The 23,298-nt window shown below is 71.5% G+C and carries 18 protein-coding genes, 2 tRNA genes and 1 pseudogene; 10 read left to right on the top strand and 11 right to left on the bottom strand.

The features are described 5' to 3' along the window. Position 1 precedes the first annotated feature (1 nt). The 3 genes and pseudogenes from ACIRQH_RS02920 to ACIRQH_RS02910 form a co-directional block, all read left to right on the top strand. Positions 2-1,177, top strand: a complete 1,176-nt coding sequence (locus ACIRQH_RS02920) for a DUF2306 domain-containing protein (protein WP_404223867.1) — start codon at positions 2-4, stop codon at positions 1,175-1,177. Positions 1,178-1,302: 125 nt separating this feature from the next. Continuing rightward, positions 1,303-2,343 carry a hypothetical protein gene (locus tag ACIRQH_RS02915; protein ID WP_404223865.1) on the top strand — a complete coding sequence of 347 codons (1,041 nt, stop codon included), beginning with the start codon at positions 1,303-1,305 and terminating at the stop codon, positions 2,341-2,343. 418 nt (positions 2,344-2,761) lie between these two features. Then, positions 2,762-3,249 (top strand): annotated as a pseudogene (locus ACIRQH_RS02910) (SulP family inorganic anion transporter); the annotation flags it as partial. Positions 3,250-3,266: 17 nt separating this feature from the next. Here the strand turns inward: ACIRQH_RS02910 and ACIRQH_RS02905 are convergent. Then, on the bottom strand, positions 3,267-4,658 hold the full coding sequence (locus ACIRQH_RS02905) for a PP2C family protein-serine/threonine phosphatase (protein WP_404223863.1): 1,392 nt from the start codon (positions 4,656-4,658) through the stop codon (positions 3,267-3,269). Positions 4,659-4,924: 266 nt separating this feature from the next. Between ACIRQH_RS02905 and ACIRQH_RS02900 the strand changes: the two genes are divergently transcribed. From ACIRQH_RS02900 to ACIRQH_RS02885, 4 genes are all read left to right on the top strand, one after another. Further along, complete coding sequence (locus tag ACIRQH_RS02900) at positions 4,925-6,910, top strand: DUF1996 domain-containing protein (RefSeq protein ID WP_404223861.1); 1,986 nt, start codon at positions 4,925-4,927, stop codon at positions 6,908-6,910. Between the two features lie 224 nt (positions 6,911-7,134). Beyond that, complete coding sequence (locus ACIRQH_RS02895) at positions 7,135-7,566, top strand: hypothetical protein (protein WP_358821217.1); 432 nt, start codon at positions 7,135-7,137, stop codon at positions 7,564-7,566. A gap of 150 nt (positions 7,567-7,716) precedes the next feature. Beyond that, positions 7,717-8,274 (top strand): AAA family ATPase, encoded by a 558-nt coding sequence (locus tag ACIRQH_RS02890; RefSeq protein ID WP_358821216.1) that lies wholly within the window; start codon positions 7,717-7,719, stop codon positions 8,272-8,274. Between the two features lie 70 nt (positions 8,275-8,344). Continuing rightward, positions 8,345-8,418 (top strand) — tRNA-Met (locus tag ACIRQH_RS02885). 191 nt (positions 8,419-8,609) lie between these two features. Here the strand turns inward: ACIRQH_RS02885 and ACIRQH_RS02880 are convergent. Then, positions 8,610-8,682: transfer RNA gene (locus ACIRQH_RS02880), tRNA-Gly, on the bottom strand. Between the two features lie 127 nt (positions 8,683-8,809). On the opposite strand from ACIRQH_RS02880, the gene ACIRQH_RS02875 reads away from it, so the two are divergent. Beyond that, positions 8,810-9,262: a flavodoxin family protein gene (locus ACIRQH_RS02875; RefSeq protein WP_404223859.1), complete on the top strand. Its 453-nt coding sequence runs from the start codon at positions 8,810-8,812 to the stop codon at positions 9,260-9,262. A gap of 76 nt (positions 9,263-9,338) precedes the next feature. Here ACIRQH_RS02875 and ACIRQH_RS02870 read toward each other — a convergent pair whose 3' ends face one another. The 3 genes from ACIRQH_RS02870 to ACIRQH_RS02860 all read right to left on the bottom strand — a co-directional run bounded on the left by ACIRQH_RS02870 (position 9,339) and on the right by ACIRQH_RS02860 (position 12,896). After that, positions 9,339-10,988: an FAD-dependent monooxygenase gene (locus tag ACIRQH_RS02870; RefSeq protein ID WP_404223857.1), complete on the bottom strand. Its 1,650-nt coding sequence runs from the start codon at positions 10,986-10,988 to the stop codon at positions 9,339-9,341. A 104-nt stretch (positions 10,989-11,092) separates the two neighbouring features. After that, complete coding sequence (locus ACIRQH_RS02865) at positions 11,093-12,262, bottom strand: PP2C family protein-serine/threonine phosphatase (RefSeq protein ID WP_388865785.1); 1,170 nt, start codon at positions 12,260-12,262, stop codon at positions 11,093-11,095. A 169-nt stretch (positions 12,263-12,431) separates the two neighbouring features. Then, positions 12,432-12,896, bottom strand: coding sequence for a hypothetical protein (locus ACIRQH_RS02860; protein ID WP_358821339.1), 465 nt, complete (start codon positions 12,894-12,896; stop codon positions 12,432-12,434). A gap of 216 nt (positions 12,897-13,112) precedes the next feature. Here ACIRQH_RS02860 and ACIRQH_RS02855 point away from each other — a divergent pair, with 216 nt between their 5' ends. Beyond that, the gene (locus ACIRQH_RS02855) at positions 13,113-13,760 is read left to right on the top strand and encodes a TetR family transcriptional regulator (RefSeq protein WP_388932343.1); all 648 of its coding nucleotides are present in this window, start codon (positions 13,113-13,115) and stop codon (positions 13,758-13,760) included. Positions 13,761-13,885: 125 nt separating this feature from the next. Here ACIRQH_RS02855 and ACIRQH_RS02850 read toward each other — a convergent pair whose 3' ends face one another. After that, complete coding sequence (locus ACIRQH_RS02850) at positions 13,886-15,460, bottom strand: MFS transporter (protein WP_404223854.1); 1,575 nt, start codon at positions 15,458-15,460, stop codon at positions 13,886-13,888. Positions 15,461-15,800: 340 nt separating this feature from the next. Further along, positions 15,801-16,409 carry a GNAT family N-acetyltransferase gene (locus tag ACIRQH_RS02845; RefSeq protein ID WP_388865790.1) on the bottom strand — a complete coding sequence of 203 codons (609 nt, stop codon included), beginning with the start codon at positions 16,407-16,409 and terminating at the stop codon, positions 15,801-15,803. Between the two features lie 112 nt (positions 16,410-16,521). Between ACIRQH_RS02845 and ACIRQH_RS02840 the strand changes: the two genes are divergently transcribed. Then, positions 16,522-17,280, top strand: a complete 759-nt coding sequence (locus ACIRQH_RS02840) for a siderophore-interacting protein (RefSeq protein ID WP_404223852.1) — start codon at positions 16,522-16,524, stop codon at positions 17,278-17,280. 73 nt (positions 17,281-17,353) lie between these two features. On the opposite strand, the gene ACIRQH_RS02835 is transcribed toward ACIRQH_RS02840, so the two are convergent. The 4 genes from ACIRQH_RS02835 to katG form a co-directional block, all read right to left on the bottom strand. Beyond that, positions 17,354-18,073 carry an FAD binding domain-containing protein gene (locus tag ACIRQH_RS02835; RefSeq protein WP_358821335.1) on the bottom strand — a complete coding sequence of 240 codons (720 nt, stop codon included), beginning with the start codon at positions 18,071-18,073 and terminating at the stop codon, positions 17,354-17,356. A gap of 254 nt (positions 18,074-18,327) precedes the next feature. After that, on the bottom strand, positions 18,328-19,161 hold the full coding sequence (locus ACIRQH_RS02830) for an ABC transporter ATP-binding protein (RefSeq protein WP_404223850.1): 834 nt from the start codon (positions 19,159-19,161) through the stop codon (positions 18,328-18,330). Between the two features lie 170 nt (positions 19,162-19,331). Further along, positions 19,332-20,732, bottom strand: a complete 1,401-nt coding sequence (gene lpdA / locus ACIRQH_RS02825; protein WP_404223848.1) for a dihydrolipoyl dehydrogenase — start codon at positions 20,730-20,732, stop codon at positions 19,332-19,334. Between the two features lie 181 nt (positions 20,733-20,913). Further along, positions 20,914-23,136, bottom strand: coding sequence for a catalase/peroxidase HPI (gene katG / locus ACIRQH_RS02820; protein WP_358821332.1), 2,223 nt, complete (start codon positions 23,134-23,136; stop codon positions 20,914-20,916). Positions 23,137-23,298: the final 162 nt, after the last annotated feature.

The following is a 23,298-nucleotide window of genomic DNA, read 5'->3' as shown; positions in this document are numbered from 1 at the left end:
CGTGCGTCGTCCGACGGGCACCACCTGGCGCCGCACAGCCGTCATCGCCGTATCCGCCGTGTGCGTGGGCTACGCGCCCGTCGCGATGACCGAGCTGTGGCCGTACGCGCGCCCCGGCGCCCCGGCGTTCGGCGAATGGATCCTCGGGCACGCGGTCTCGCCCCGCTACGTGGCGGACGCCCTGGCCACCCGGATCGAGCCGTACCGTCACAGCCTCGTCCCGCTGATCGTGCACTCCGTCCTCGGCGGCCTGCTCATGCTCCTCGGTCCCGCACAGGTGCTCACCGCCGTGCGTCGGCGGACCAGGCTGCACCGCGCCCTCGGAGTGGTCTTCGCGGTCACCGTCTACGCGTCGATGGCCGGGGCAGCGCTGTACCTGGTGCGTACCGCGCCCGAGGACGCGTTCAGCGGGGCCGCCTTCTGGATCGTGCTCGCCACCATCCTGGTGGGCACCGTCCTGAGCGTGACGTTCGGCGTGCTCTCCGCCGTCGCCGGCTATCCGGACCTGCACCAGCGCTGGATGCTCCTCTGCTACGCCTTCCTCCTGACGGCGCCCCTGCTGCGGTTCGAGTGGGGCGGCCTGCCCATGATCATGCCCGGGCTCTCCATGGCGGAGATCAACCGTGCGGCCACCATGCACCTCGGCTCGGTGGTGGCCTTCGGCGCCCTGATCGCCTCGCGCTCCCTGGACCGGCGCCGGAAGCTCGCCGGCATGTCCCGGTCGTGGGCCCCGCTGCCCGTCCTGGCCGTCGCCCATCTCGCCGGAGCGGCTGCCCTCACCTGGATCGTCCGCTCCTCGCTGGACTTCGGCGCCCCAGGGCGTCGGCTGCTGCTCGCGTATCTCCTGCCGTACGCCGTCACCTACGCGGTCATGGCCTCCTGCGCCCTGCGTACCGGCCGCGAAGGCCGCCTCTGGGCCCGTGAGGAGTGGCGTCTGCACTGGACGGCCCTGTGCCTGGCACCGGTGCTGTCGGCCGCTGCCGCTCCGCTCATCGAACGGACGCTGGGCCTCGACCGGCTCACGGCGGTCTCGGCGGGAGCGGCGATCGGCTGCGGCGCACTGGCGACCACGGCGACCCTCGTGGTCAGCCTGCGCGTCATGTACGCCCGGGAGGTCCTCAAGCGGGCCGCCCCCGCTCGCGTCACGGCTCCCCGCCTCTCGTCGCCGGTCTCCTGACGGCACGCCGTACGCACCCGGAACCGGAACCGCGTGTCCGCAGGGGCCGGCCCCGGACCGTGCCCGACGCCCGTCCGGCCCGGCCCGACCACTTCGTCATCGACCCCGTCCGGAAACGGAATCCCATGGCCAACGCATCCGACCTGCCCCGTCACGACGACACCGAGGAAGACCCGCGGACCCCGCGACCGGCGGCGGACCCGACCGGCGCGACCGGTGGGACGGCGCCGGAACCGCCCGCCGTGGCCGAGCCGACCCCTGCGTCCGCAGTGCGCGAGGCTCCGGGCAACGATGGGGAGAGAGCCGCCGCGCCTCCGGCCGGGGGCGGTGGCGGACGGCCGCTCACCGCGGGTGTGGCGATGCTGGCCACCGCCGTGGCCGTGGTGAGCGTCCTCGTCGGCGGGCTCCTGATGGCCGTCGGGCTCACCGGACACGTCTTCGGCGCCTGGCGCTCGCCCGAGTCGCTGACGCCGGGACTGATCGGCGCGGCGATGCTCGGTACCGCGCCGGGACTCTTCGCCGTGAGCAGGGCCCGGGCGTGGCACGAGGTCCGCACCCTGGTCCTCCCGCTGGCGGTCGTCCTCGTCGGCCTCTTCGCGGTGAGCCTGCTCAACGCCGGTGACCTCTACGTCGCTCGCGGCGGCTCCGTCGTCCCCGTCCTGTTCAGCCTCGGCTGGCTGTTCGTCCTCGGCGTGCTCTGCGTGTTCGCCCTCGTCGCCCTGGCCTGGCAGTACTTCGCTCCCGCCGAACCGCTCGGTCCGCGCACCGCGCCTCTTCCCGGCTGGTCGAAACCGGCCCTGGCGGTGCTCGGCTCGGCCTGGCTCGGCATCGGCGCGGGGCTGCTGACCCGGCCGGGATTCTGGGCCGCCTTCGTGCCCTGGAGCACCCATCGTGTGGACGCCCAGGCCCTCGGCGTGGGGGCGCTCGCTCTCGGCGTCGGCGTCCTCGGTGCCCTCGCCGAGGACGACCTCACCCGCACAGGCGCGGCCCTGATTGCCCTGCCGTGCACCGCCGTCACCGTCACCGTGGTCCTCGCCTGCCGCGCCTCCGCCGTCGACTGGCACTCCGGCCCGGCCCTCTCCCTGGTCTGCATGGTGGCGGGCCTGCTGTTCGCCGGCGCGAGCGGGCGCGTGCTCCTCACCAGGACCTCACCGGCACGGTCGTAGCGGCAGTCCGATCGTAGCGACAGCCGCCGCCTGCGCCGCCGGTGTCACGGAGCCGTCGTGGGCCCGTCGGTACGGGGAGTTCGGGGGCCCATCGCGCCGTGCCTCGCCGATCCCCGCGCCAGGCCGGAGTCTTCGCGTGCCGGACGCGCCGCTAGGCGTTCACGGCGGTCGGCCCGGCGATCCACGCACCCGCGGCCGGTGACGGCACGGACTTCGGGCAACGACGCCCGGCCGGCGTTCCGTCGCCCCGCACTCCCGGCAACGCAGGGCCGCGGCGGGGGATGCACCGAGGACGCCTCGTCCCCCGGAGACCGAGCGCGACGGGTCGGGACGGGACGGGACGAACGAGCACGACGCGTGGTGTGTCCGGGGTCTGGACTCGGGCGCCCGACACGAAGACGGTTGCCCGTTCTCACGGCTGTCCGCGGCCTCCCGGCTGCGTCCGCCCGCCCCCGCCTGGCTCTCCGACCCGAAGGGCTGGCGCACCGAGGTGCGGCCGGACTGGTCGTCGGGCCCGCGCCCTTCCGGAGGCGATCTCGTTCTCCGTCATCGCCGGGGTCGACCCGGCCGTCGGCCTGTTCGCCTCGTTCACCATGGCCGTGACGATCGGCGTCGTCGGCGGGCGCCGGGCGATGATCTCCGCCGCGACGGGCCCGGTCGCCCTGGTCACCGCTCCGCTCAACCGCGAGCACGGCTTCGGTCACCTCGTCGCCGTGATCCTCGCCGGTGTCCTGCAGATCGTGCCGGGCGCGCTCGGGATCGCCGAGCTGATGCGGTTCGTACCGCGCGGCGTGATGGTCGGCTTCGTCGACTCCCTCACGATCCTCGTCTTCCTGGCGTAGGTGCCGGAGCTGACGAACGTGCCTGGGCGGTCTACCGCTGACCGCCGCCGGGCTCGCGCTGATGCATACCCGGCGGCCCGCTCAGAGGCGCAGGATCACCAGGGCGGTGTCGTCCGTGGCGCCGCCGGGCGGAAGCAGCTCCGACAGCAGGGCGTCGGCGAGGGCCTCGGGTTCGTCGGCCCGGTGGTCGGACAGGGAGGCGGCGAGGCGCCCGAGCCCCACGTCGATGTCCTCCCCGCGACGCTCGATCAGACCGTCGGTGTACAGGACCAGCGTGTCGCCCTCGGCGAAGCCGGTGCCGGCCTCGGGGCGGGGCACGTGGTAGGGCCGGGCGCCGAGCGGCGGGTCGGTCGCCCGGTCCAGGAACTCCACCCGTCCGTCACCGCGCAACAGGAGCGGTGGGAGATGTCCGGCGCTGCTGTAGGTGAGGGAGTGGTTCTCCCAGTCGGCGCGGACGGTCACCGCCGTGGTGGACTCGGCGCCCTGGACGGAACGCGCGTACAGGCCGAGCACCTCAAGTGCCCTGGCGGGGCTGCTCGAAGCCCGTGACGCGGCACTGAGGGCGCTGCGCAGCTGCCCCATGACGCAGGCGGCGGACAGCCCGTGGCCGACCACGTCCCCCACCGCGATCGACATCCGGCCGTCGGTCAGGTCCACCAGGTCGTACCAGTCGCCGCACACGTTGAGAGCGCTGGTGGCCGGCCGGTAGCGTACGGCGGCCCGGTGCGGGCCCATGTAGTGCGCGGCCGGCAGCAGCGCGTCCTGGAGGGCGAGCGCGACCTCCCGCTCGCGGGCGTGAGCCCGCCGCAGACGTTCGTTGACGGCCTGGAGTTCCCGGGCGCGCGTGAACAGCTCGGCCTCCAGAGAGCGGCCCGGGTCGGAGTCGGTCCGCCTGCCGCGCGCCCGCATCAGCTCGGTGACGTCCTCCACCCGGTGGACCAGCAGCACCACGTTGCCGTCCTCGTCGAGCAGGGGTGCGTTGACCGGACTCCAGTACCGCTCCTGCCAGACACCCGGCCGCTCCAGGGACTCCACGTCGTAGCGCTGAAGGGCCATGGCGTCGCGTTGCCCGGTCTCCACCACCCGGCGCAGCGACGCCTCGAGGTTGCGTACCCCGTCGGACGCCGGATCGTCGGGCCGCTCGGGAAACACGTCGAACAGATAGCGCCCCACCAACTGCTCGAGGGAACGGCCGGAGCTGACCAGATAGTCGTCGTTGGCGTCGACGTAGACCAGCTCCGGGGTGAGCAGGGCGACCATGCCGGGCAGCGCGTGGAACACGCGCGTGTAGTCGAACGCGACTCCCGCCACCTGCTTCACCCGCCTCCCGCCGTGGCCCTGGTCGTGCCCACGGTGGAAGCGGCGGAGCATTCGACCCTGTCCCACCGGCTCGGCCATGGCCTTGGCCCAGGGGTGGTGCAGTGTTCCCATCAGGCCACCGGTCGGCGGCCGGTGCAAGCGCGGAGTCTTCACGAGATCACCGGAGGCCGTCAGGTGGTCCCGTACGCCCGGTGCGCGCCTGCGCGGGGGCGGTCGCGAAGACGCCTCGGGCCGTTGCTCCATACGGGGTTGCTGTGAATTCGGGGGACGGCTGAACACTCCGCCGCTCTCTCGCGTATAGGGCTGGGGGATTTCAGGCGGGGCCGACCACGACGCGTAGGAGCATTTCCTTGGGACGCAACAGGCGCAGACGCCCCACGGGCGCACGACGCGCAACCTCTGCAGCAGTCGCGCTGATTATGGGCGGAGGCGGGCTCGTCGCCGTCAACGTCTACGCGTCGGCGACCGAGAGCGGTGCGGGCGGAGGTGCGCAGGGAGCGGGCAATCACGTCCTGTCCGCCGGAGCGGCCACCATCGACTGCCCCGATGTCGGCGAGAAGTTGACGACCGTTCCGGACGCGGCGAAGGGCGACGTCGACAAGGAACTCGCCTCCCTGGACCAGCAGATCGCCGAGGCCTATCAGCAACTCCGTTCCGACGGGGCGCAGATGGAGCAGAACGGCGACAGCGGCGCCGACGCGGTCATGAACCCGCTGAAGGAGAAGCGGACCGAGTCGATCGGCCGCATCGTCACCGCCGTCGACGGCGCGGGCGACCGGCCCGAGGGACTCGACGACCTGGCGGCCTGCACCCTTCGTTCCAGCGGCGACCAGAGCGGCGCGGACGAGAACGGTGACCAGGGCCAGGGAGACCAGGGCCAGGCAGAGCAGGGACAGGGCGACCAGGGCCAGGACGGTCAGCAGGGCGGCGACGCGCCGGCCGGCAACGGCCCCGTGGCCGCGGACTTCGCGGACATCAACTCCGTCCAGCCCGCCGCGCAGACCCCGCGGCCCCAGGACGGCGCCTCCACCGGCGAGTTCGTCACGAGCTGCGGTGTGAACGCGAACGGCCTGTTCAACTCCGACAACGTGATCGTGGCTCCCGGCGTAACCAACGGCGCCCACCACTTCCACGACTACATCGGCAACCAGTCCAACAACGCCTTCGCCAGTGACAGCGACCTGGCGAACGCCGACACCACCTGCAAGGACGACGGCGACAAGTCCACTTACTACTGGCCGGTGTTGCGTCTCCAGAACGGCACCCGCGAACGCGACGCCGACGCGGCGGGCGGCGGCACCGAGGGCAACGCCGGCAAGATCGTCACGCCCAAGCAGGTCACGCTGACCTTCGTCGGCAACGCGCGCGGCAAGGTCACCGCCATGCCGCGTCTGCTGCGCATCATCACCGGTGACGCCAAGGCCTTCGTCAACGGCACCGCGAACGCCAACGCCTCCTGGAGCTGCACCGGTTTCGAGGACCGGCAGTTGAAGGACAAGTACCCGGTCTGCCCCCAGGGCAGCGACGTGGTCCGCACGTTCAGGTTCCAGAGCTGCTGGGACGGCGCGAACATCGACAGCGCCAACCACCGCACCCACGTGGCGTTCCAGGACGCCGAGGGCAACTGCGCCGGCGGGTTCAAGGCCATTCCGCAGCTGGTGCAGCGCATCGTCTACGACGTCGACGCGCCGAGCCTGAAGGACGGCGGCCGTACGTCTCCGCTGTTCGCGGTGGACTCCTTCCCGGAGCAGCTGCACAAGCCGGTCACCGACCACGGCGACTTCATCAACGTCTTCGACGAAGGCCTCATGAAGGACGCGGTCGACTGCATCAACCAGGGCCGGAAGTGCGGGGTCGGCGCGGGCGACGACAACTCCCAGGACCCCGAGGAGTCGGGCAAGCCGCAGGAGCCGTCGAAGAGCGCCGAGCCGCCGAACCCCTCGGAGAGCGCGGAGCCCCCGAACCCCTCCGAGGAGCCCACGGAGCAGCCGGCACCCACCGCCGACGACCCGTCCGACGACAACGGCGGACAGGCCCCCGGTGACGACGACGGCGGCCAGACCACGGAGCCCACGGCCGACACACCGGGCACCGAGCCGGCCGGGGACGACGCACCGCCGGTCGACGTCGAGCCCAAGGCCGACGTCTCCTCGTCGGGTCAGGCCGCCGGGTCCGGTGACTCGCACGACGGCTCGCACGAGGGCTCGGGCGACGTGGGGACCGCCGCGTCGACCGCACCGGTGGCCGGATCCGTTCCGTCGGCCGCCTCGCAGACCGAACCGCAGGCCGTCGCTGGTGGCGGACTCGCCGACACCGGGGCGCAGCTGTGGCCGGCCGCGATCGGCGGGATCTTCGTCATCGCCGGATTCGTCCTGCTCCGCAGGATCAGGCGGGGCGCCATGTGACACCGCCGCCCGGCGAGGGACGACTCCTGACGGAAGCGTCCTGAGGAGTGTCGGACGCCCGGTCGTACGAATGAGTCCTGAGGGGGCTTGTGCCCGGTCCACGCTGGGCACAAGCCCCCTCAGAGGTATCCCGGGCGGCGATCTCGACCGGCGGTGTGCGCCGATTCACAGCATCCTGGGGTGAGACGCGATCATGTCGTCCACATTGGGGAAGGCGAAGCTCCATGGACGCATCAGAGCAGGCACCGGATGACCGGCCCCTCGACCTGTACCTCGAAATGCTCCGCCTGCGCATGGCTCCGGCGGACTACGCGCTCTTGCTGCGCATGGTCGAGCCCGTACTCGAAGCGATCAGGGAGGAAAGGGCTGGAGCGATCGAACTGAACCTGGACGGCGAAGACGCCGACGACGTCCCGCAGGAGGTCCGTGACGAGGCCTCCCTCGTGGTCGCGGTGGCTGTGACGGGCCGCCTGGACAACCGGATCGTCGAGCTGGAGACCGAGGAGATCGGTGTCGTCCGGGTCGTGACGGACTCGGGGACGGCGGACGATCCCGAGCGGTGCAAGGAGATCGCCGACTACATCGGTGAGCGCCACCGCCAGGACGAGGAACTGCGGGGCATCGCCGAGGTGAGCGGTCTGCCCACCGATGTGTGAGACGTACCGGGGTACGCCGGCCTGTGCCGGCCCGCCGTAGCGACGGCTGGGCGGTGCGGGCCGGAGTACTGCCGACATGCCTCGCTTCGGCAGCGTTGTGTCCGTCCCGGGGATCTTGCCCGGCATCACGTTGTGCGGTGAAGATCGGGTATGCGAAGAATCCTGGTCGCGGGGAGCACCGGCGCCGGCAAGACGACCTTGGCGCGGGCGGTCTCCGGACGCCTCGGGGTTCCCTTCCACGAAATGGACGCCCTGGCCATCACGGGGCCCGGCTGGCAGGAGAACCCCAGCCTGGTCGACGACGTCTCGCGTCTCAGTGACGGTCCCGGCTGGGTGATCGACTCCTTCGGCCACCCGAGCGTGCGCGACCTCCTGTGGGAACGCGCCGACACCGTCGTCTGGCTCGACTATCCCCGTCCGGTGGTCATGCGCCGGGTACTGCGCAGGTCGGCGGCCCGCACACTGCTCCGACGCCGGGTCTTCGGCGGGAACGTGGAGACGTTCGGCTCGTGGTTCAGTGCCGAGCACCCGGTGTGGTGGGCCTGGTCGCAGTACGAGACGCGCAGAACCCACATCGCCACCCGTTGCACGGCCCCCCGCCCGACCGCTCTGAAGGTCGTCCACCTCCGCACACCCCGGGCCACGGAAACCTGGCTGGCCCACCTGGCCGGGCCTCCGCCCGGCCCCCCTCGGAGCCACCACCCGTGATCACTCCCCGAGCCCGCGATGGATCATGGTCTTGAACCCGCGAAACATGGCGTAGGGTTGTGTTCAACGACGCGGGGTGGAGCAGCTCGGTAGCTCGCTGGGCTCATAACCCAGAGGTCGCAGGTTCAAATCCTGTCCCCGCTACTCGAAGACAGAGGGTCCGGCACCAATGGTGCCGGACCCTCTGTCGTACTCCTTTTTCTTGCACTGGGCGGCGCCCAGTCGTGCATGCGTCGATCCAGGAACGGATGTTCCGCGACGACGACTGTCACTGGCCCCCTCCTCCCGGAGGGGCACGCAAAACACCGCCCCCGGACAACCGGGGGCGGTGTATGTGGAGCGCCGGGCAGGCCTTGCACCTGCATTTCCCCGCAGGAAGCGGGGCGTCTTTCCTTGGACCACCGACGCCGGGCCCGGCACCGGATGTTCGGTGTGGGCTCGGTGTTCAGCGTAGCAGCCGGCCTGCGTGGGTCCGACGGGGCCGGGCGTCGGGACGGTGCTTGCGGTGGGCGGGGTGGGGCGGCAAGGTGCGGGGGTGGCTACCTTGTTGATCGTCCATCACACGCCCTCGCCCAACTGCCAGGCCCTGTTCGAAGCAGTGGTCTCCGGGGCGACCGCTCCCGAGATCGAGGGCGTACGGGTGGTGCGGCGAGCCGCGTTGAGTGCGACCGCTTCGGATGTGCTCGACGCCGACGGCTACCTGCTGGGCACCCCGGCGAACCTCGGTTACATGGCGGGCGCGTTGAAGCACTTCTTCGACCAGGTCTACTACCCGTGCCTGGACGCGACGGCCGGGCGGCACTTCGGGTACTACGTGCACGGCGGCAACGACGTCACGGGCGCGGTGCGCGGCATCGAGGCGATCACGACCGGCCTCGGCTGGCGGCGGGCCGCCGACGCGGTGACGGTGACCGGCGAACCGGGCAAGGCCGACATCGAGGCCTGCTGGGAACTCGGAGCCACCCTCGCCGCCCGGTTGATGGAGTGACGGAGCCCCGTCGTGCCCGCTCGACGGAACGTCTGGTCAAGCTTGTTGATGGCCCTTCAGGGAATCCGCGTCTGCGCTACGCGTATCCCGGCGGAGCGAAGGGGCGGGCCAGGGCCGCCGTCAGGCCGGCCACGGTGGGCGGCGAGAGGCGGGCGGCGAGATGTCCGTCCGGGCGGATCAGGAAGGCCGTCGCCCGGTCCGGCACCGCGTAGAGGCGGGCGAACTCGCCGAGGGTGTCGACGTAGACCGGCGGGCCCCCGGCGTCGGGCTGGGCCTCGGACGGAAGGATGACGCAGACGTCGACGCGGTCGCGTGTGAGATCGCGGGCGAGGTCGACGAGTTGCCGGACGCCGTCGCAGTCCCGGTCCGTGTCGCCGTACAGGAGCAGCACGTGCTCGCGGTCGCGCAGTACGTCGTACAGACGCAGCGGATAGGTCGCGTTGGGTACGGCGAGGCCCGCACAGTCGGGTGCGCGGTCACCCGGCTGCGGTGCCGGGCCCGCGGACTCGGGGTCGACGATCGGGCTGCCGCGGTAGCCGACGAGGAGCTGGGCCTCGCGCATCAACAGGGTCACAGGGTCGCCCGCGTCGGCCTGGATGCCCTGGCCCGCGTGTCGAACCGTGCGCTCCACGACCTCCTCGCCGACGGGCCGCCGCTCGGCGTCGTAACTCGCCGCCAGCAGGCTGGAATGCGTGCCCTCCTGGATCGCGAGGGCGAGCTTCCACGCCAGGTTCCAGGCGTCCTGGATGCCGGTGTTCATGCCCTGGGCGCCCGTCGGCGGGTGGATGTGCGCCGCGTCGCCGGCCACGAAGACGCGCCCGTCGCCGTACCGGTCGACGATCCGGTGGCTGATGCGGAACACGGAGGACCAGCGCAGGGTGGAGGCCGTGGTGGGCCGGGGGGAGAGCCGGTCCAGGACGGTCTGGATGTCGGAGAGCGTGGGACCGGTGCCGCTCTCCAGGCCGTGGGTGATTCCGTCGGGTGGTTCCGACTCACGTGCGGCGGCGGAGAGTTCGGGCGGAACCATCATCGACATCCGGTAACGGCCCTGGCCCGGCAGCGGGATGCAGACCAGCAGATCGTCCACCTCGCCGTCGGCGCTCCGGTGCATGGCCCGAACGCCGTAACCCTGGGGAAGATCCCAGTCGACCTCGACGTCGCCGAGCATGTACTCCTCCGGAAAGGCGCTGCCCTCGAAGGTGAGCCCCAGCTGCTTGCGCACCGTGCTGTGCGCGCCGTCGCAGCCCACCAGGTACCGTGCCCTGACCTCCTCCTCGGCGCCGGACGCCGACCGCAGCGCGACCGTCACCCCGTCGAGGTCCTGGTCGAAGGAGACCAGCTCGGTCCCGCGGTCGATGGTCGTCCCGAACCGCTGGAGGAACTCGTCGAGGATCCGCTCCGTCTCGTACTGCGGCATCGCGGCGAATCCATAGGGCACTTCGGGCGGGAGCACGAGGTCGATCCGGGGCTGCTCGACGCCGTTGACGTACGACAGTTGCCCGTACATCGGCACAGCCGCTTCGAGGGCCGTGCGGGCGAGCCCGATGTGGTCCCAGATCTCCAGGGTGCGCGGCTGGATGCCCACGGCCTTCGCGTAGGGCAGGCGGGCCGGGAGCGGATCGACGATCCGGCAGCGGACGCCGCGTCGGCGCAGCTCCACGGCCGCGGTGAGGCCCACGGGGCCGGCGCCCGCGACGAGGACGTCGGTTGCGAAGATGTGCGCCACGGGCGCCTCCCTGCGTTGGCCCCCGCTGCCGAGCAGCACTTCCTCCATCGTCGCCCCGCGGCGCCCGGCCCCGCCACTCGACCGGACGTGCGCCGTCGGCCCGGTCAGGACGTCTTCGCGTCGGGCCGGGGCGGCGGTCCCTCGGCCTGCTGCACGCGATGGGGGATCCGCAGGTGGTGGGCGGTGGTGCGTTCGACGACGAGGAGGGCGGCGTCGTCGGCCGGCTCGTCGCCGATGTGACGGACCAGGTCGTCGTGGATGTGGCGCAGCAGGGTGTCGGGACCGGAGGCCGGGAAGGACGCGAGCCGCTCGGCCAGGGGGTAGAAGGCCCCGCTCGGTGAGCGGGCCTCGATCACGCCGTCGGTGTAGAGCAGCAGGAAGTCACCGGCTTCGAAGGTGAACGGATCGGTGTGGTGGCTCGCGGCGGGCAGCTCGCACATGCCCAGTGGCGGGACGGAGTGCCGGGCGTGCAGCACCGTGACCTCGCGGTCGCGCAGGAGCAGTGGTGGGGGATGGCCGCAGTTGATCATCCCGACCTCGGCGTCGGTGTCGGGAATGTCGAGGACGAGGGCCGTGACGAAGTGCTCGCCGGGGTCGTGCCGGGTGTCGGCGACCTCGTCCAGGTCGCGGCACACGCTCACCTCGAGGGCCGCCGTCAGCTCGGGCAGGGTCTCGTACCGGTGGGCTCCCTCGCGGAAGGCGCCCAGTACGACCGAGGCCTCGCCGATGGCGGCCAGCCCCTTGCCCCGTACGTCGCCGATGATCACGCGGGTGGACGCGCCGGCGGCGCGGGTGACGGCGAACAGGTCGCCGCCGATCTGCGTGTCGTCCTCGGCCGCCAGATACAGCCAGGCCGTGCGCAGCGGACCGATCCGGCGCGGGGGTGGCCGCAGCAGCACGCGCTGGGCCGTCTCGGCCACCGACCGCGCCCGCACCAGCTCGCGCGCCCGCCGCTCCCGCACATGGCAAACGAACACCACCAGGGTGGAGAGCACGATCAGGGCGATGATCTGCGCCATGTGGTTGGTGGTGGTGAGGCCGCCGTGCAGCACGGCGATGACGATCTGCGCGATCACGGCCAGGAGTCCGACGAGCGCCGTCAGCAGGGGGCCGGAGAACGACGCCGTGAGCGTGGGCGCGATGACCAGCAACGGGCCGAGGTGCACGTCGGTGGGGGAGCGGATGTCCACGACGGCGATCACGACTATCAACGCCAGTGGGATCGCCACCAGGCCGCGGCCCGACGGTTGCTCCACGAGGCTGCCCACTGACATGCGCCGGTTGCCCACGTGTACCAGTTTGCCCTGATTTACGAAGGGACGGGTTTCGGGTGGGGCCGGGACCGCCGGCGGTCCGGCGCGACGGCCGTCCTCGGAGGCGATCCCGGCGGGCCCAGGGCCCGCCGTCAGTGCGCCGCGCGGGTGGTCCGGCGGCGTGCCGACGTCAGTTCCACAACGGATAGCTGACCGTGCGGTCGAACCCCTCGGGGCGGTCGTGGGTGTACACCAGCGTCATCTGTGTGTAGTGCCGCTGGTGCGGCTTCTTCTTCCACGCCTGCGGGTGGTCCAGCTTCACGACCACCGGGTACGAGTGGAACTTGCCCGCCGCGCAGTACGGCTTGCAGTCGTTCACCATGTTGACGCCCCGGGCCACCGCCGAGTTCTGGTTCCAGTGCGACCAGTGCAGGGAGACGAGGCGGCTGTTCCCGTCGCCGCAGGCCAGGATGAAGTCGGTGGGGCGGACGTCCGGCTTCCAGAGGCAGTCGACGAGGACGGGCGTCGACTGCTTCGGCCGCGGAGCCTGTGCTGCCTCCGGGGACTGCGGAGCTGCCGAGGCGGTACCCATGACCGCGGCGAGCGAGGCGGCCGCGCAGAGGGTGATTGCTGTTCTCGCTGTGCTGCTGCGCATATGTGCTCCGTGCGGGACGACTGTCGTTCGGTCGCCGGCAGGTGATCACCGGCTTCCGTCTCTGCCATGACGCTACGGCCCCGATGTGTGATGCACCACTCATATGGATGAACGACATCATTTCGTGAGAATCGTTCCGGAGAGCTTCACACCGGACGAATCCGCAGCTTGCCCGGCGTATCCGGTCAGAGGCACGGACCCTAGAATTCATCCGTGATGAAAAAATCCGGGTCCCAGCGCGGACGCAGGCCGGGCAGCCCGGACACCCGGGCGGCGATCCTGGACGTCGCACGGCGCCGCTTCCTGGAGGACGGCTACCACGCGGTGACGCTGCGCTCGATCGCCGGTGAGGCCGAGGTCGATCTCGCCCTGATCAGTTACTACTTCGGCTCCAAGAAGGGCTTGTTCGGTGCCGCACTCGCCCTCGGTGCGAACCCGGCCGAGATCCTCGCGCAGGTCGCGGAGGACGGGGACCTGAGTACGTTCCCCGAACGGGTCCTGCGCCAGGTCCTCGGCGTCTGGGACGACCCGGTGTCGGGGCCGCCCCTGCTCGCCATGCTGAAGAGCGCGATCGACGACGACGGCTTCGGCGATCTCGTCAAGGAAGCGGTCGAGCGGGAGATCGTGGAACGGATCGCCGGCCTCGTGCCCGGACGGGACGCCCGGCAGCGTGCCGCCTCGTTCACCACGGTGATCGGCGGGCTCATCACCACGCGCTATCTGCTGCGCCTGGAGCCGATCGTGTCCATGAGCGTCGAAGAGGTGGTCCGTTTCGTGAGCCCGCAACTACGGCAGGCGCTGCGGGGCCCCGGCCGCCAGGCGCCCGGCATCCGTCCGGTGCGGCCACCGGGGGTTCGCCCCTGACCCGCCGACCGGGGGTGCCGCGGACGGACCGCTTCGACGCGCCCACGACGGAACCGGCGCCCCGCTCGATGCGAGGCGCCGGTCCGGGCGTTGTCGGAGGCATCTCGGGCCCCGGCCCTCCGAGTTCACCGGTACGCGGGCTGCTCCTGCGCCTCGGTGTCGGCGGAACCCGTCACGTCGGTCACCTCGTCGTCGTCGAACTGCTGCGGACGCGGGGCGGAACGGAGCAGCAGGGCGACAGTCACCGCGGCGAGCACCGCCGCGGCAGCGGCTCCCAGGAGCGCGACATGCATGCCGTCGACGAAGGCGGTCGTCGCGTGGTCCGAGACCGGGCCGCCGATGGTGTGGGCTGCCGCGAGGGAGGACCGGGCCGCGTCCGCCACGTGGCCCGGCAGGCCCGGCAGGCTCAGGTGGTCGCGGTAGGTGGCGCTCAGCAGGCTGCCGAGGACGGCGATCCCGAGGGCCCCGCCCAGTTCACGCGCCAGGTCGTTCATCGCGGACCCGACGTTCTGCAGGGAGCGCGGCAGGGCGTCCGTGATGGAGGTCGTGGCCGGCGTCATGGCCAGCCCCATTCCGGCGCCCAGCGGTACGAGACCTGTGGCGATGAGCCAGTACGGGCTGGACGCGTCGAGCAGGGAGAGGACGCCCATGCCCGCGGCGACGCCCACCAGACCGGCCACCCACGGCCCGCGGAAGCCGAACCGGGCCACCAGGCGCGGCGTCGCACGCGAGACCGGGACCATCGTCACGGCCATCGGCAGCATGGAGGTCGCGGCCATCAACGCGCTGTCTCCGCGGACCAGTTGGAGGTACTGCATCATCACGAAGATGAAGCCGAAGAAGACGAAGAACTGGAGCATGATCGACAGCGAACCGGCGGCGAAGTGCTGGTTGCGGAACAGCCGGGGGTCCAGCAGCGGGTTGGCGCGACGCAGTTCGAAGAGCACGAAACCGGCCAGGACCACCAGGCCGAGCCCGATGCCGCCGAGCGTGACCGGGTCGGCCCAGCCGCGGGTCGGCGCCTCGATCACCGAGTAGACGAGCGCGACCAGACCGGCCACGGCGAGGAGGGCGCCCCCGATGTCGAGCCGGGGCTGCTGAGGCTCCGCGGACTCGGGTACGAAGAGCAGGGTCCCGATCAGCGCGACCAGGGCCAGCACCACGTTCAGCAGGAACACCGAGCGCCATGACCAGCCCTCCAGCAGCGCGCCGGTGGCGAACAGCCCGACGAGCGCGGCGGCGCCGGCGACCGCGGCCCAGACGCTGACCGCCCGCGCCCGCTGGGCCCGCGGGAAGGTGCTGGTGATGGTGGACAGCGTGGCCGGCATCACCAGGGCGGCCCCCACGCCCAGCACTCCGCGCAGGGCGATCAGCGTCGACGGGTCGGTCGTGAGAGAGGCCGCGGCCGATCCGGCTCCGAAGATCGACAGGCCCGCGAGGAGCGCCCGCCTGCGGCCGAAACGGTCTCCGAGCGCACCGGCCGGAAGCAGCAGCGAGGCGAAGACGAGGCTGTAGGAGTCGACGATCCAGGACAGCTGTGTCTGGCTGGCGTGGGTCTCGCGGGCGAGGTCGGGCAGGGCCACGTTCAACGAGGCCATGGCGGCGACCACCGTGCCCAGGGCCAGACACGTGACCACCAGGATCAGATTGTGACGTGCGGCCGGCGGGGAGCCGGCGGTCTGGGCGCGCGTGGAGGGCATGGCCTCTGTCCTTCGTCCGAGCGGTCCGGGTGGATCCCGGTGCCTCACACCAGACTCGGCAGTCAGCGCGACGATTTCCACGCCGATGAAATCTTCCGGATTGCGGCGGACGGTGAGAGGACGATGTCACAGGGCCGCGGCCCTGTGAGTCGCACCTGGTGAATACGCAGGTCAGCTCGGCGTTGAGTACCCTGCTCCGATCCCTCTCGGACGGTGCCGCCGGTGCCGGCGCTCCTCGATCCGGATGAGACGGCGGCCCTTGTTGAATTTTCCGCGCGGCGGTACGGCGTGCCGGGCGGGGGGCTGCGCCGCCTTGGGCACCGACGGGTCGGCCGGTTTCTCAGGAGCCGTCGGGGAAGACGACCTCGCGCGGCAGGAAGGCCAACTGGGCGTGCTTCTCGGGGAGATGAACCTCCGGTAGGTCGACCTCGGGCAGGACGACCACGGGTCCGGCCACGAATCCCTGTCTGAGGAGTCTGTCGATCGCCTTCTGGTTGCGGACGTCGGGATCGGTGACGACTCTCCGCCGGTCGAGCCCGCACAGCACGTACGTGGCGATCACGGCGGACAGGGACGCCGTCCAGCCCGCGTGGCTCCCTTCCGGGCCCGCGGGCGCGAGCAGCAGATGGATCCCGATGTCCCCGGAGCGGACCTCGTAGCACTCGCCGACGCGGTCGGCCTCCGGCTCGTACGTCTGCAGCAGGGCGATCGGCTCGTCGTCCTTCTCCACCATGAAGGCGTGGTGGGTCGTCAACTTTCCCAACTCGCTGTAGATGTCGGTGATCTGGCTGGAAGTCAGCTCGTTCATGCCCCAGAAGGCGGCGCGCTCCTGGCCGGCCCACGCGTGGATCGTCGCGCAGTCGACGGCGGGGTCGAGGGGCAGGATGCGGAAGGTACCGACGCCGGGAAGGTGCTCTTCGTGCACGAACGGCCGGGCGGGGGCGCACATTTCGGACATGGAACTCCTTGTGTCGGCCGGCCCGTCGTGACCGGAGGCGGATCATATTAGGTTAGGCTTGCCTAATATCGCCAAGAGATCGTTTTCGGAGGGGAGAGGGTGGATGGGGCAGCGACGTGGTTGGGAGGGTGCGGTCCTCAAACTGCTGAGGGCCAGGGACTTCGTCCTCACCGTGACGGCCGTGGAGGACGTGGCACCGCTCTACCGGCGCCTGCGGGTCGGTGACGGGGGTCTGCTCGCCGCGACCGGCGTCCACCCGACCATGTGGGTCCGCCTGTGGTTCGCCAACGCGGGGCGGCCCCATCAGCGGGCGTACACGCTGGTCGACCCGGACCCGGCGACGGGCACCTTCGCCCTGGAGTTCGCGCTGCACGAAGGGTGCGCGAGCGACTGGGCGCGCGCCGCGCGGCCCGCCGACACGATCGAGGCCACGGTTCAGGGCACGGACTTCGAGGAACCCGCGCCCGCGCCGTCCCACGTCTTCGCCGTCGTCGACCCGGCCGCCCTGCCCGCCCTCAACTCCCTGATCGGCGCGCTGGGTTCGGCACCCGCGACCATCTGGTTCGAGGGCGACCCCGAGGGGCTCCCGTGCGCCCTCGACCCGGCCCGGCACGAGCTGCGTCCGCTGCCCCGCCGGGACGACGGCGCACACCTCGTCGAGCGGGTGAGGGCCGAGCTGCCCGAACTGCTGCGCGACGAACCCGACCCGTACGTCTGGATCACCTGCGACACCACGACCACGCGGACCCTCTCCGCCTACGTCCGCAAGGAGCTGAACGTCCCCCGCCCGCGGGTGCATGCTCTCGGCTACTGGCGCGCGGCCCCCGTTCCCGTCGCGGTCGGCGGCCCGGCGGGGGAGTAGCCCGCGGACCCGAAGGCCCGGCCGGAACGCCGTCCTCGGACGCGATGCCCGCCGGGTCTTCCGCGTGGCCCTGTCACCCCGCGGTGCGGGCCAGGAGGTCGGTGGTCCGACGGCTCACGATGTCCCAGGCGGCGGACGGCAGTTGGCCCAGGTCGCCGTTGCGCAGCGTGCCGAGGACGGAGTCCGTGTCCGTGTCGCACACGATGCTGTCGTCGAGCACCTCGTACCCGTCGCGCACGGCGACGCGCAGGAGGTACTGCCCGTCGGCGGAGGGATGCAGGGCGGCGGCCACGACGAGCGGCGGCGCCCCGCCCGCCTCGCCCTGCGACTTGTGGTAACTGCTGGCCGTAGGAGCGCTCCAGCGCAGGCCGAGGAGCAGGTGGCGCTTGGCGATGACCTCCGCCAGATCGGTCTCGCGGACCCCGTCCTGTTCCAGGATGACCGCGCGCGCGTCCAGGACCAGGGCGCCGGGCAGCAGACAGCGCAACGAGCTGCCGACGAGATTGCCGCCGACGGTGGCCGTCCGGCGTACCGCCCCGGTCCCCACGGTGGCCGCGGCCCGGCGCAGCACCTCCGGTACACGGTCGTCGATCCGGTGCAGCAGCACGGCCGCTCCCAGCGTCTCGCCCCCGATCGTGTTGGCCTCCGGGAGGTCGCGCAGCGACATCGCCAGTTCCGGGAAACCGTCCCGTTGCCAGGCGGCCCACACCAGCGTCGCGCCGCCTATCGGCACCGCCCCCTCGGCCATGCACTCCTGTGCTTCGGACACGGACGTGGGCAGACGCAACAGCACGGCAGCCGACCTGCTTTCCTGGTGACTTGGCGGCGGGGTACGCGATGTCGCGGCCACATGACCCTCGACAGGCGCATTTTCGCCGCACGGCAGGGGGCGCGTACAGGGCTCACTCTGTCGCCTGGTGCGCCCCGTTCGCACGCACGCGCACGTACGAGCCCCCGTCGGATCATGCCCAGGAGCGCCGCCGGCACACACCGACGGGAAGATCCGCCGTGGTGGCCCCCAGTCGGCCGCAGGTTCCCGACGGACCGTCAGCGACCGCCGGAGCGACCGGAGTAGGCCGCCCACCGGCCGTCGTGCCGGGCCACGGTGATGGGGCGGCCGAAGCAGCTGGTCAGCCACGTATCGGTCAGGGTCTCGTCCGCGGGGCCGCGGGTGAGGACACGGCCCTCCCGCAGCAGCAGAGTGTGACTGACGGCCGGGGAGAGCTCCTCCAGATGGTGCGTCACCGTCACCGTCGCGAGGCCCGGACGGCTCTCGGCCAGCCGCTGCATCGCGTCCACGAGATCCTCGCGGGAGGGCAGGTCCAGTGCGTTGAACGGCTCGTCGAGAAGCAGCAGGGACGGGTCGGCCATCAGTGCCCTGGCGATCAGGACACGGGCCCGCTGCCCTCCCGAGCAGACGCCGTACGGCCGTTCGGCCAGCTCCTTGATGTCCAGCTCGGCCAGCAGTTCGTCGGCCCGCCCGCGCACCGCGTCGTCGTACTTCCGCCACAGCGGCTGCACGGTGCCGGTGTGGCCCGTCAGGACGACCGTGTGCGCGGGCATGTCCAGCGGCACCCGCTGCGCGGTGCTCACGTGGCCGAGGCGGGCGCGCAGTTCCCGCACGTCGACGCGGCCCAGCCGGAACCCGAGCACCTCGACGGTCCCGGACGTCGGGTGCATGAGCGCCCCCAGCAGCCGCAGCAGTGTCGTCTTGCCCGCGCCGTTGGCGCCGAGCAGCGCCCAGTGCTCACCGGACCGGACCGTCCAGTCGATCTCCGAGAGGATCGCCTGACCCGTCGCGTGACGGCGCACGCTCACCCCGCGGAGTGCGACGACCGCCTCTCGGAGTTCGGTTGTTTCCTCGGTCGGCACCTCACCCATCCCCGGGCTCCCCTCTGCGGTCGGCGTACCCGCACACTAGATGCACCCAACACCTTGTTGTTCGTGCTGTCCGCCTCGTGGACAGCGGCGGGGCGGGGCCAGGGGGCCAGGGGGGGGCAGGGAGGGACCGGGGAGGGGTCGCGGGCGGACCAGTGGGAGGTCGAGCGCCCTCACATGTTGATCATGTGCCCGGCGAGCCCGTGCAGGGCCTCCTTGACCGCCTCGCCGAGCGTCGGGTGCCCGTGCACGTTGCGGGCGACCTCGTGGACCGTGAGGTCCCACTGCTGGGCGAGCGTCAACTCCGGCAGCAGCTCGGTGACTTCGGGCCCGATCAGATGGGCGCCGAGGAGTTCCCCGTACCGCGCGTCGGAGAGGATCTTGACGAAGCCCGCGGTCTCGCCGAGGCCGTGCGCCTTGCCGTTCGCGGTGAACGGGAACTTCGCCACCTGGACGTCGAAGCCCTGCTCGCGGGCCTGCGCCTCGGTCCAGCCGAAGCTGGCGATCTGCGGCTGGCAGTAGGTCGCCCGCGGGATCATCACGTAGTCGAGTTCCATCGTCTCGGCGTCGGCGATCGACTCCGCCGCCACGATGCCCATCGACTCGGCCGCGTGCGCGAGCATCAGCTTCGCCGTCACGTCCCCGATGGCGAAGATGTGCGGCACGTTCGTGCGGCCCCGGCCGTCGATGTCGATCGCGCCGCGCTCGGTGAGCTTCACCCCGGTGTTCTCCAGGCCGTAGCCCTCCACCCGCGGCTGGAACCCGATCGCCTGGAGCACCTTGCCCGCCTCCAGCGTCTGCCGCTGGCCGCCCGTGGTCACCATGACCTTGACCGCGTCACCGGAGTCGTCGATCGCCTCGACCCGGGTGGACGTCAGCACGTTGACGCCTAGGCGCTTGTAGCGCCGGGCCAGCTCGGCGGACACCTCCTCGTCCTCCAGCGGGACGATCCGGTCGAGGAACTCGACGAGGGTGACCTCGACGCCGTAGTTGTGGAGCACGTACGCGAACTCGACGCCGATGGCGCCCGCCCCGGCGATGATGATGCTCTCCGGGAGCGTGTCCGACAGGATCTGCTCCTCGTACGTCACCACGCGCTCGCTCAGTGACGTTCCCGGGAGCAGCCGGGTGGTGGCGCCCGCCGCGATGACGCAGTGGTCGAACGTGACCGTCTCCGAGCCGCCGTCGGTGAGGGCGATCTGGAGGGTGTGGTCGTCCGAGAAGGTGCCGCGCCCGTCGAACTGGGTGATCTTGTTCTTCTTCATCAGGTAGTGGACGCCCTTGACTCGGCCGTCCGCCACCTTGCGGCTACGGGTGAAGGCCTGGCCGTAGTCGAAGGTCACCTCACCGTCCACGCGGATGCCGAACGTCTTGGCCTCCTGGGTGAAGATGTGGGCCAGCTCCGCGTTGCGCAGCAGCGCCTTCGACGGGATGCATCCCACGTTCAGGCACACACCGCCCCAGTACTTCTCCTCGACGACCGCCGTACTGAGTCCGAGCTGGGCCGCCCGGATCGCCGCGACATAACCACCCGGGCCGGCGCCCAGGACCACCACGTCAAAGTGTGCGCTCATGGCTGCCAGCCTATGGGGTGTCCCGCGGCTCACGCCTGAGCGGCGGCTCGGCGACGCCCCGGCTCCCGGGTCCTGCGGGCCGGACACGCGTCAGGGCCGGCCCCCGAAGGAGGCCGGCCCTGACGGCGGTCGTCAGTCCTCAGTCGTCAGACCGTGGACGGGAGACGTTCCGCGGCGGCTGTCAGACCAGGTCGAACCGGTCGAGGTTCATGACCTTGTCCCACGCGGAGACGAAGTCCTTCACGAACTTCGCCTTCGCGTCGTCGCTCGCGTAGACCTCGGCGACCGCGCGCAGCTCGGAGTTCGAGCCGAACACCAGGTCGGCCCGCGTACCGGTCCACTTGACCTTGCCCGAGGCGTCGCGGGCCTCGAACGTGGTCGCGTCCTCGGACGTCGCCGTCCACGTCGTGCCCAGGTCGAGCAGGTTGACGAAGAAGTCGTTCGTCAGCTTGCCCGGCGTCTCGGTGAGGACACCGTGCGCCGACTGTCCCTGGGTGGCACCCAGCGCGCGCAGGCCGCCGACGAGGACCGTCAGCTCCGGGGCGCTCAGGGTCAGCAGGTTCGCACGGTCGAGCAGCAGGTACTCGGCCGGCAGACGGTTGCCCTTGCCGAGGTAGTTGCGGAAACCGTCGGCGGCCGGCTCCAGCGCGGCGAACGACTCCGCGTCGGTGTGCTCGTCCGTCGCGTCGACGCGGCCCGGGGTGAAGGGCACCTGGACGTCGTGACCGGCGTCCTTGGCGGCCTTCTCGACGGCCGCGACGCCGCCGAGGACGATCAGGTCGGCCAGCGAGACGTGCTTGCCACCGGCGTTGAACTCACGCTGGACGCTCTCCAGCGTGCGCAGCACCGAGGCCAGCTGGTCGGGGTCGTTGGCCGCCCAGCCGCGCTGCGGCTCCAGACGGATACGGGCGCCGTTGGCACCGCCGCGCTTGTCGCTGCCGCGGAACGTCGAGGCCGACGCCCACGCGGTGGAGACCAGCTCCGACACGGACAGGCCGGAGTCGAGGAGCTTCGCCTTGAGAGCGGTGACGTCCTCGGCGCCGATGGCCGCGCCCTGCGCCTCGGGCAGCGGGTCCTGCCACACCAGCGTCTCCTGCGGCACCTCGGCGCCGAGGTAGAGGGACTTCGGGCCCATGTCGCGGTGGGTCAGCTTGTACCAGGCGCGGGCGAAGGCGTCCGCGAACTCCGCCGGGTTCTCGTGGAAGCGGCGGGAGATCGGCTCGTAGATCGGGTCGAAGCGCAGCGACAGGTCCGTCGTGAGCATCGAGGGGGCGATCTTCTTCGACGGGTCATGGGCGTCCGGGACGGTGCCCTCGCCCGCGCCGTCCTTCGGCTTCCACTGGTTGGCGCCGGCGGGGCTCTGGGTCAGCTCCCACTCGTAGCCGAAGAGGTTGTCGAAGAAGCCGTTGCTCCACTGGGTGGGCGTGGTGGTCCAGGTGACCTCCAGGCCGGAGGTGATCGCGTCCGCGCCCTTACCGGTGCGGTACGTGCTCTTCCAGCCGAGGCCCTGCGCCTCGATCGGGGCGGCCTCGGGGTCGTCGCCGACGTTGTCCGCCGGGCCGGCGCCGTGGGTCTTGCCGAAGGTGTGACCGCCCGCGATCAGGGCGACCGTCTCCTCGTCGTTCATCGCCATACGGCGGAACGTCTCACGGATGTCGCGGGCCGCGGCGAGCGGGTCCGGGTTGCCGTTGGGGCCCTCGGGGTTGACGTAGATGAGGCCCATCTGAACGGCGCCGAGCGGGCTCTCCAGCTCGCGGTCGCCCGTGTAGCGCTCGTCGCCCAGCCAGGTGGTCTCCGGGCCCCAGTACACGTCCTCCTCGGACTCCCAGACGTCCGCGCGGCCGCCGGCGAAGCCGAAGGTGTCGAAGCCCATCTGCTCCAGGGCGACGTTGCCGGTGAGGACCATGAGGTCGGCCCAGGAAAGGCTCTGGCCGTACTTCTTCTTCACGGGCCACAGCAGACGGCGGGCCTTGTCGAGGTTGCCGTTGTCCGGCCAGCTGTTGAGCGGGGCGAAGCGCTGCTGGCCGGCACCCGCGCCGCCGCGGCCGTCGCTGATGCGGTACGTGCCCGCGCTGTGCCACGCCATACGGATCATGAAGGGGCCGTAGTGGCCGAAGTCGGCGGGCCACCAGTCCTGGGAGGTGGTGAGCACCTCGGCGATGTCCTGCTTCACGGCCGCGAGGTCGAGGCCCTGGAACGCGGCGGCGTAGTCGAACTGCTCGCCGAGCGGGTTGGCCACGGCGGGGTTCTTCGCGAGGATCTTCAGGTTGAGGCGCTCCGGCCACCACTGACGGTTGCCGCCGCCCTGGGTCGGGTGCGGGGCGCGGCCGTGCGCGACGGGGCAGCCACCTCCGGCCTCTTCCGATTTCGGGTCTGTGACGATCGCATCGTGGTTCTCAGACATGGGAATCCTTCCGGACGGGGCGGATCTCGGTGCTCAGGAACTGAGGGGGGTGAAGCTTCGGGGGCGGGGGCCAGGGGAGGCGGCCTCGGAACCGTCGATGGGGCCGACGGGAAGGCCGCGATGCCGGGACGGACACGGGCAGGGGGCCTCGCCGGCCGCACA

It is taken from the genome of Streptomyces sp. NPDC102279 (assembly GCF_044766365.1).
Lineage (GTDB): Bacteria > Actinomycetota > Actinomycetes > Streptomycetales > Streptomycetaceae > Streptomyces.
This window is presented reverse-complemented; position numbering and strand designations above follow the sequence as displayed.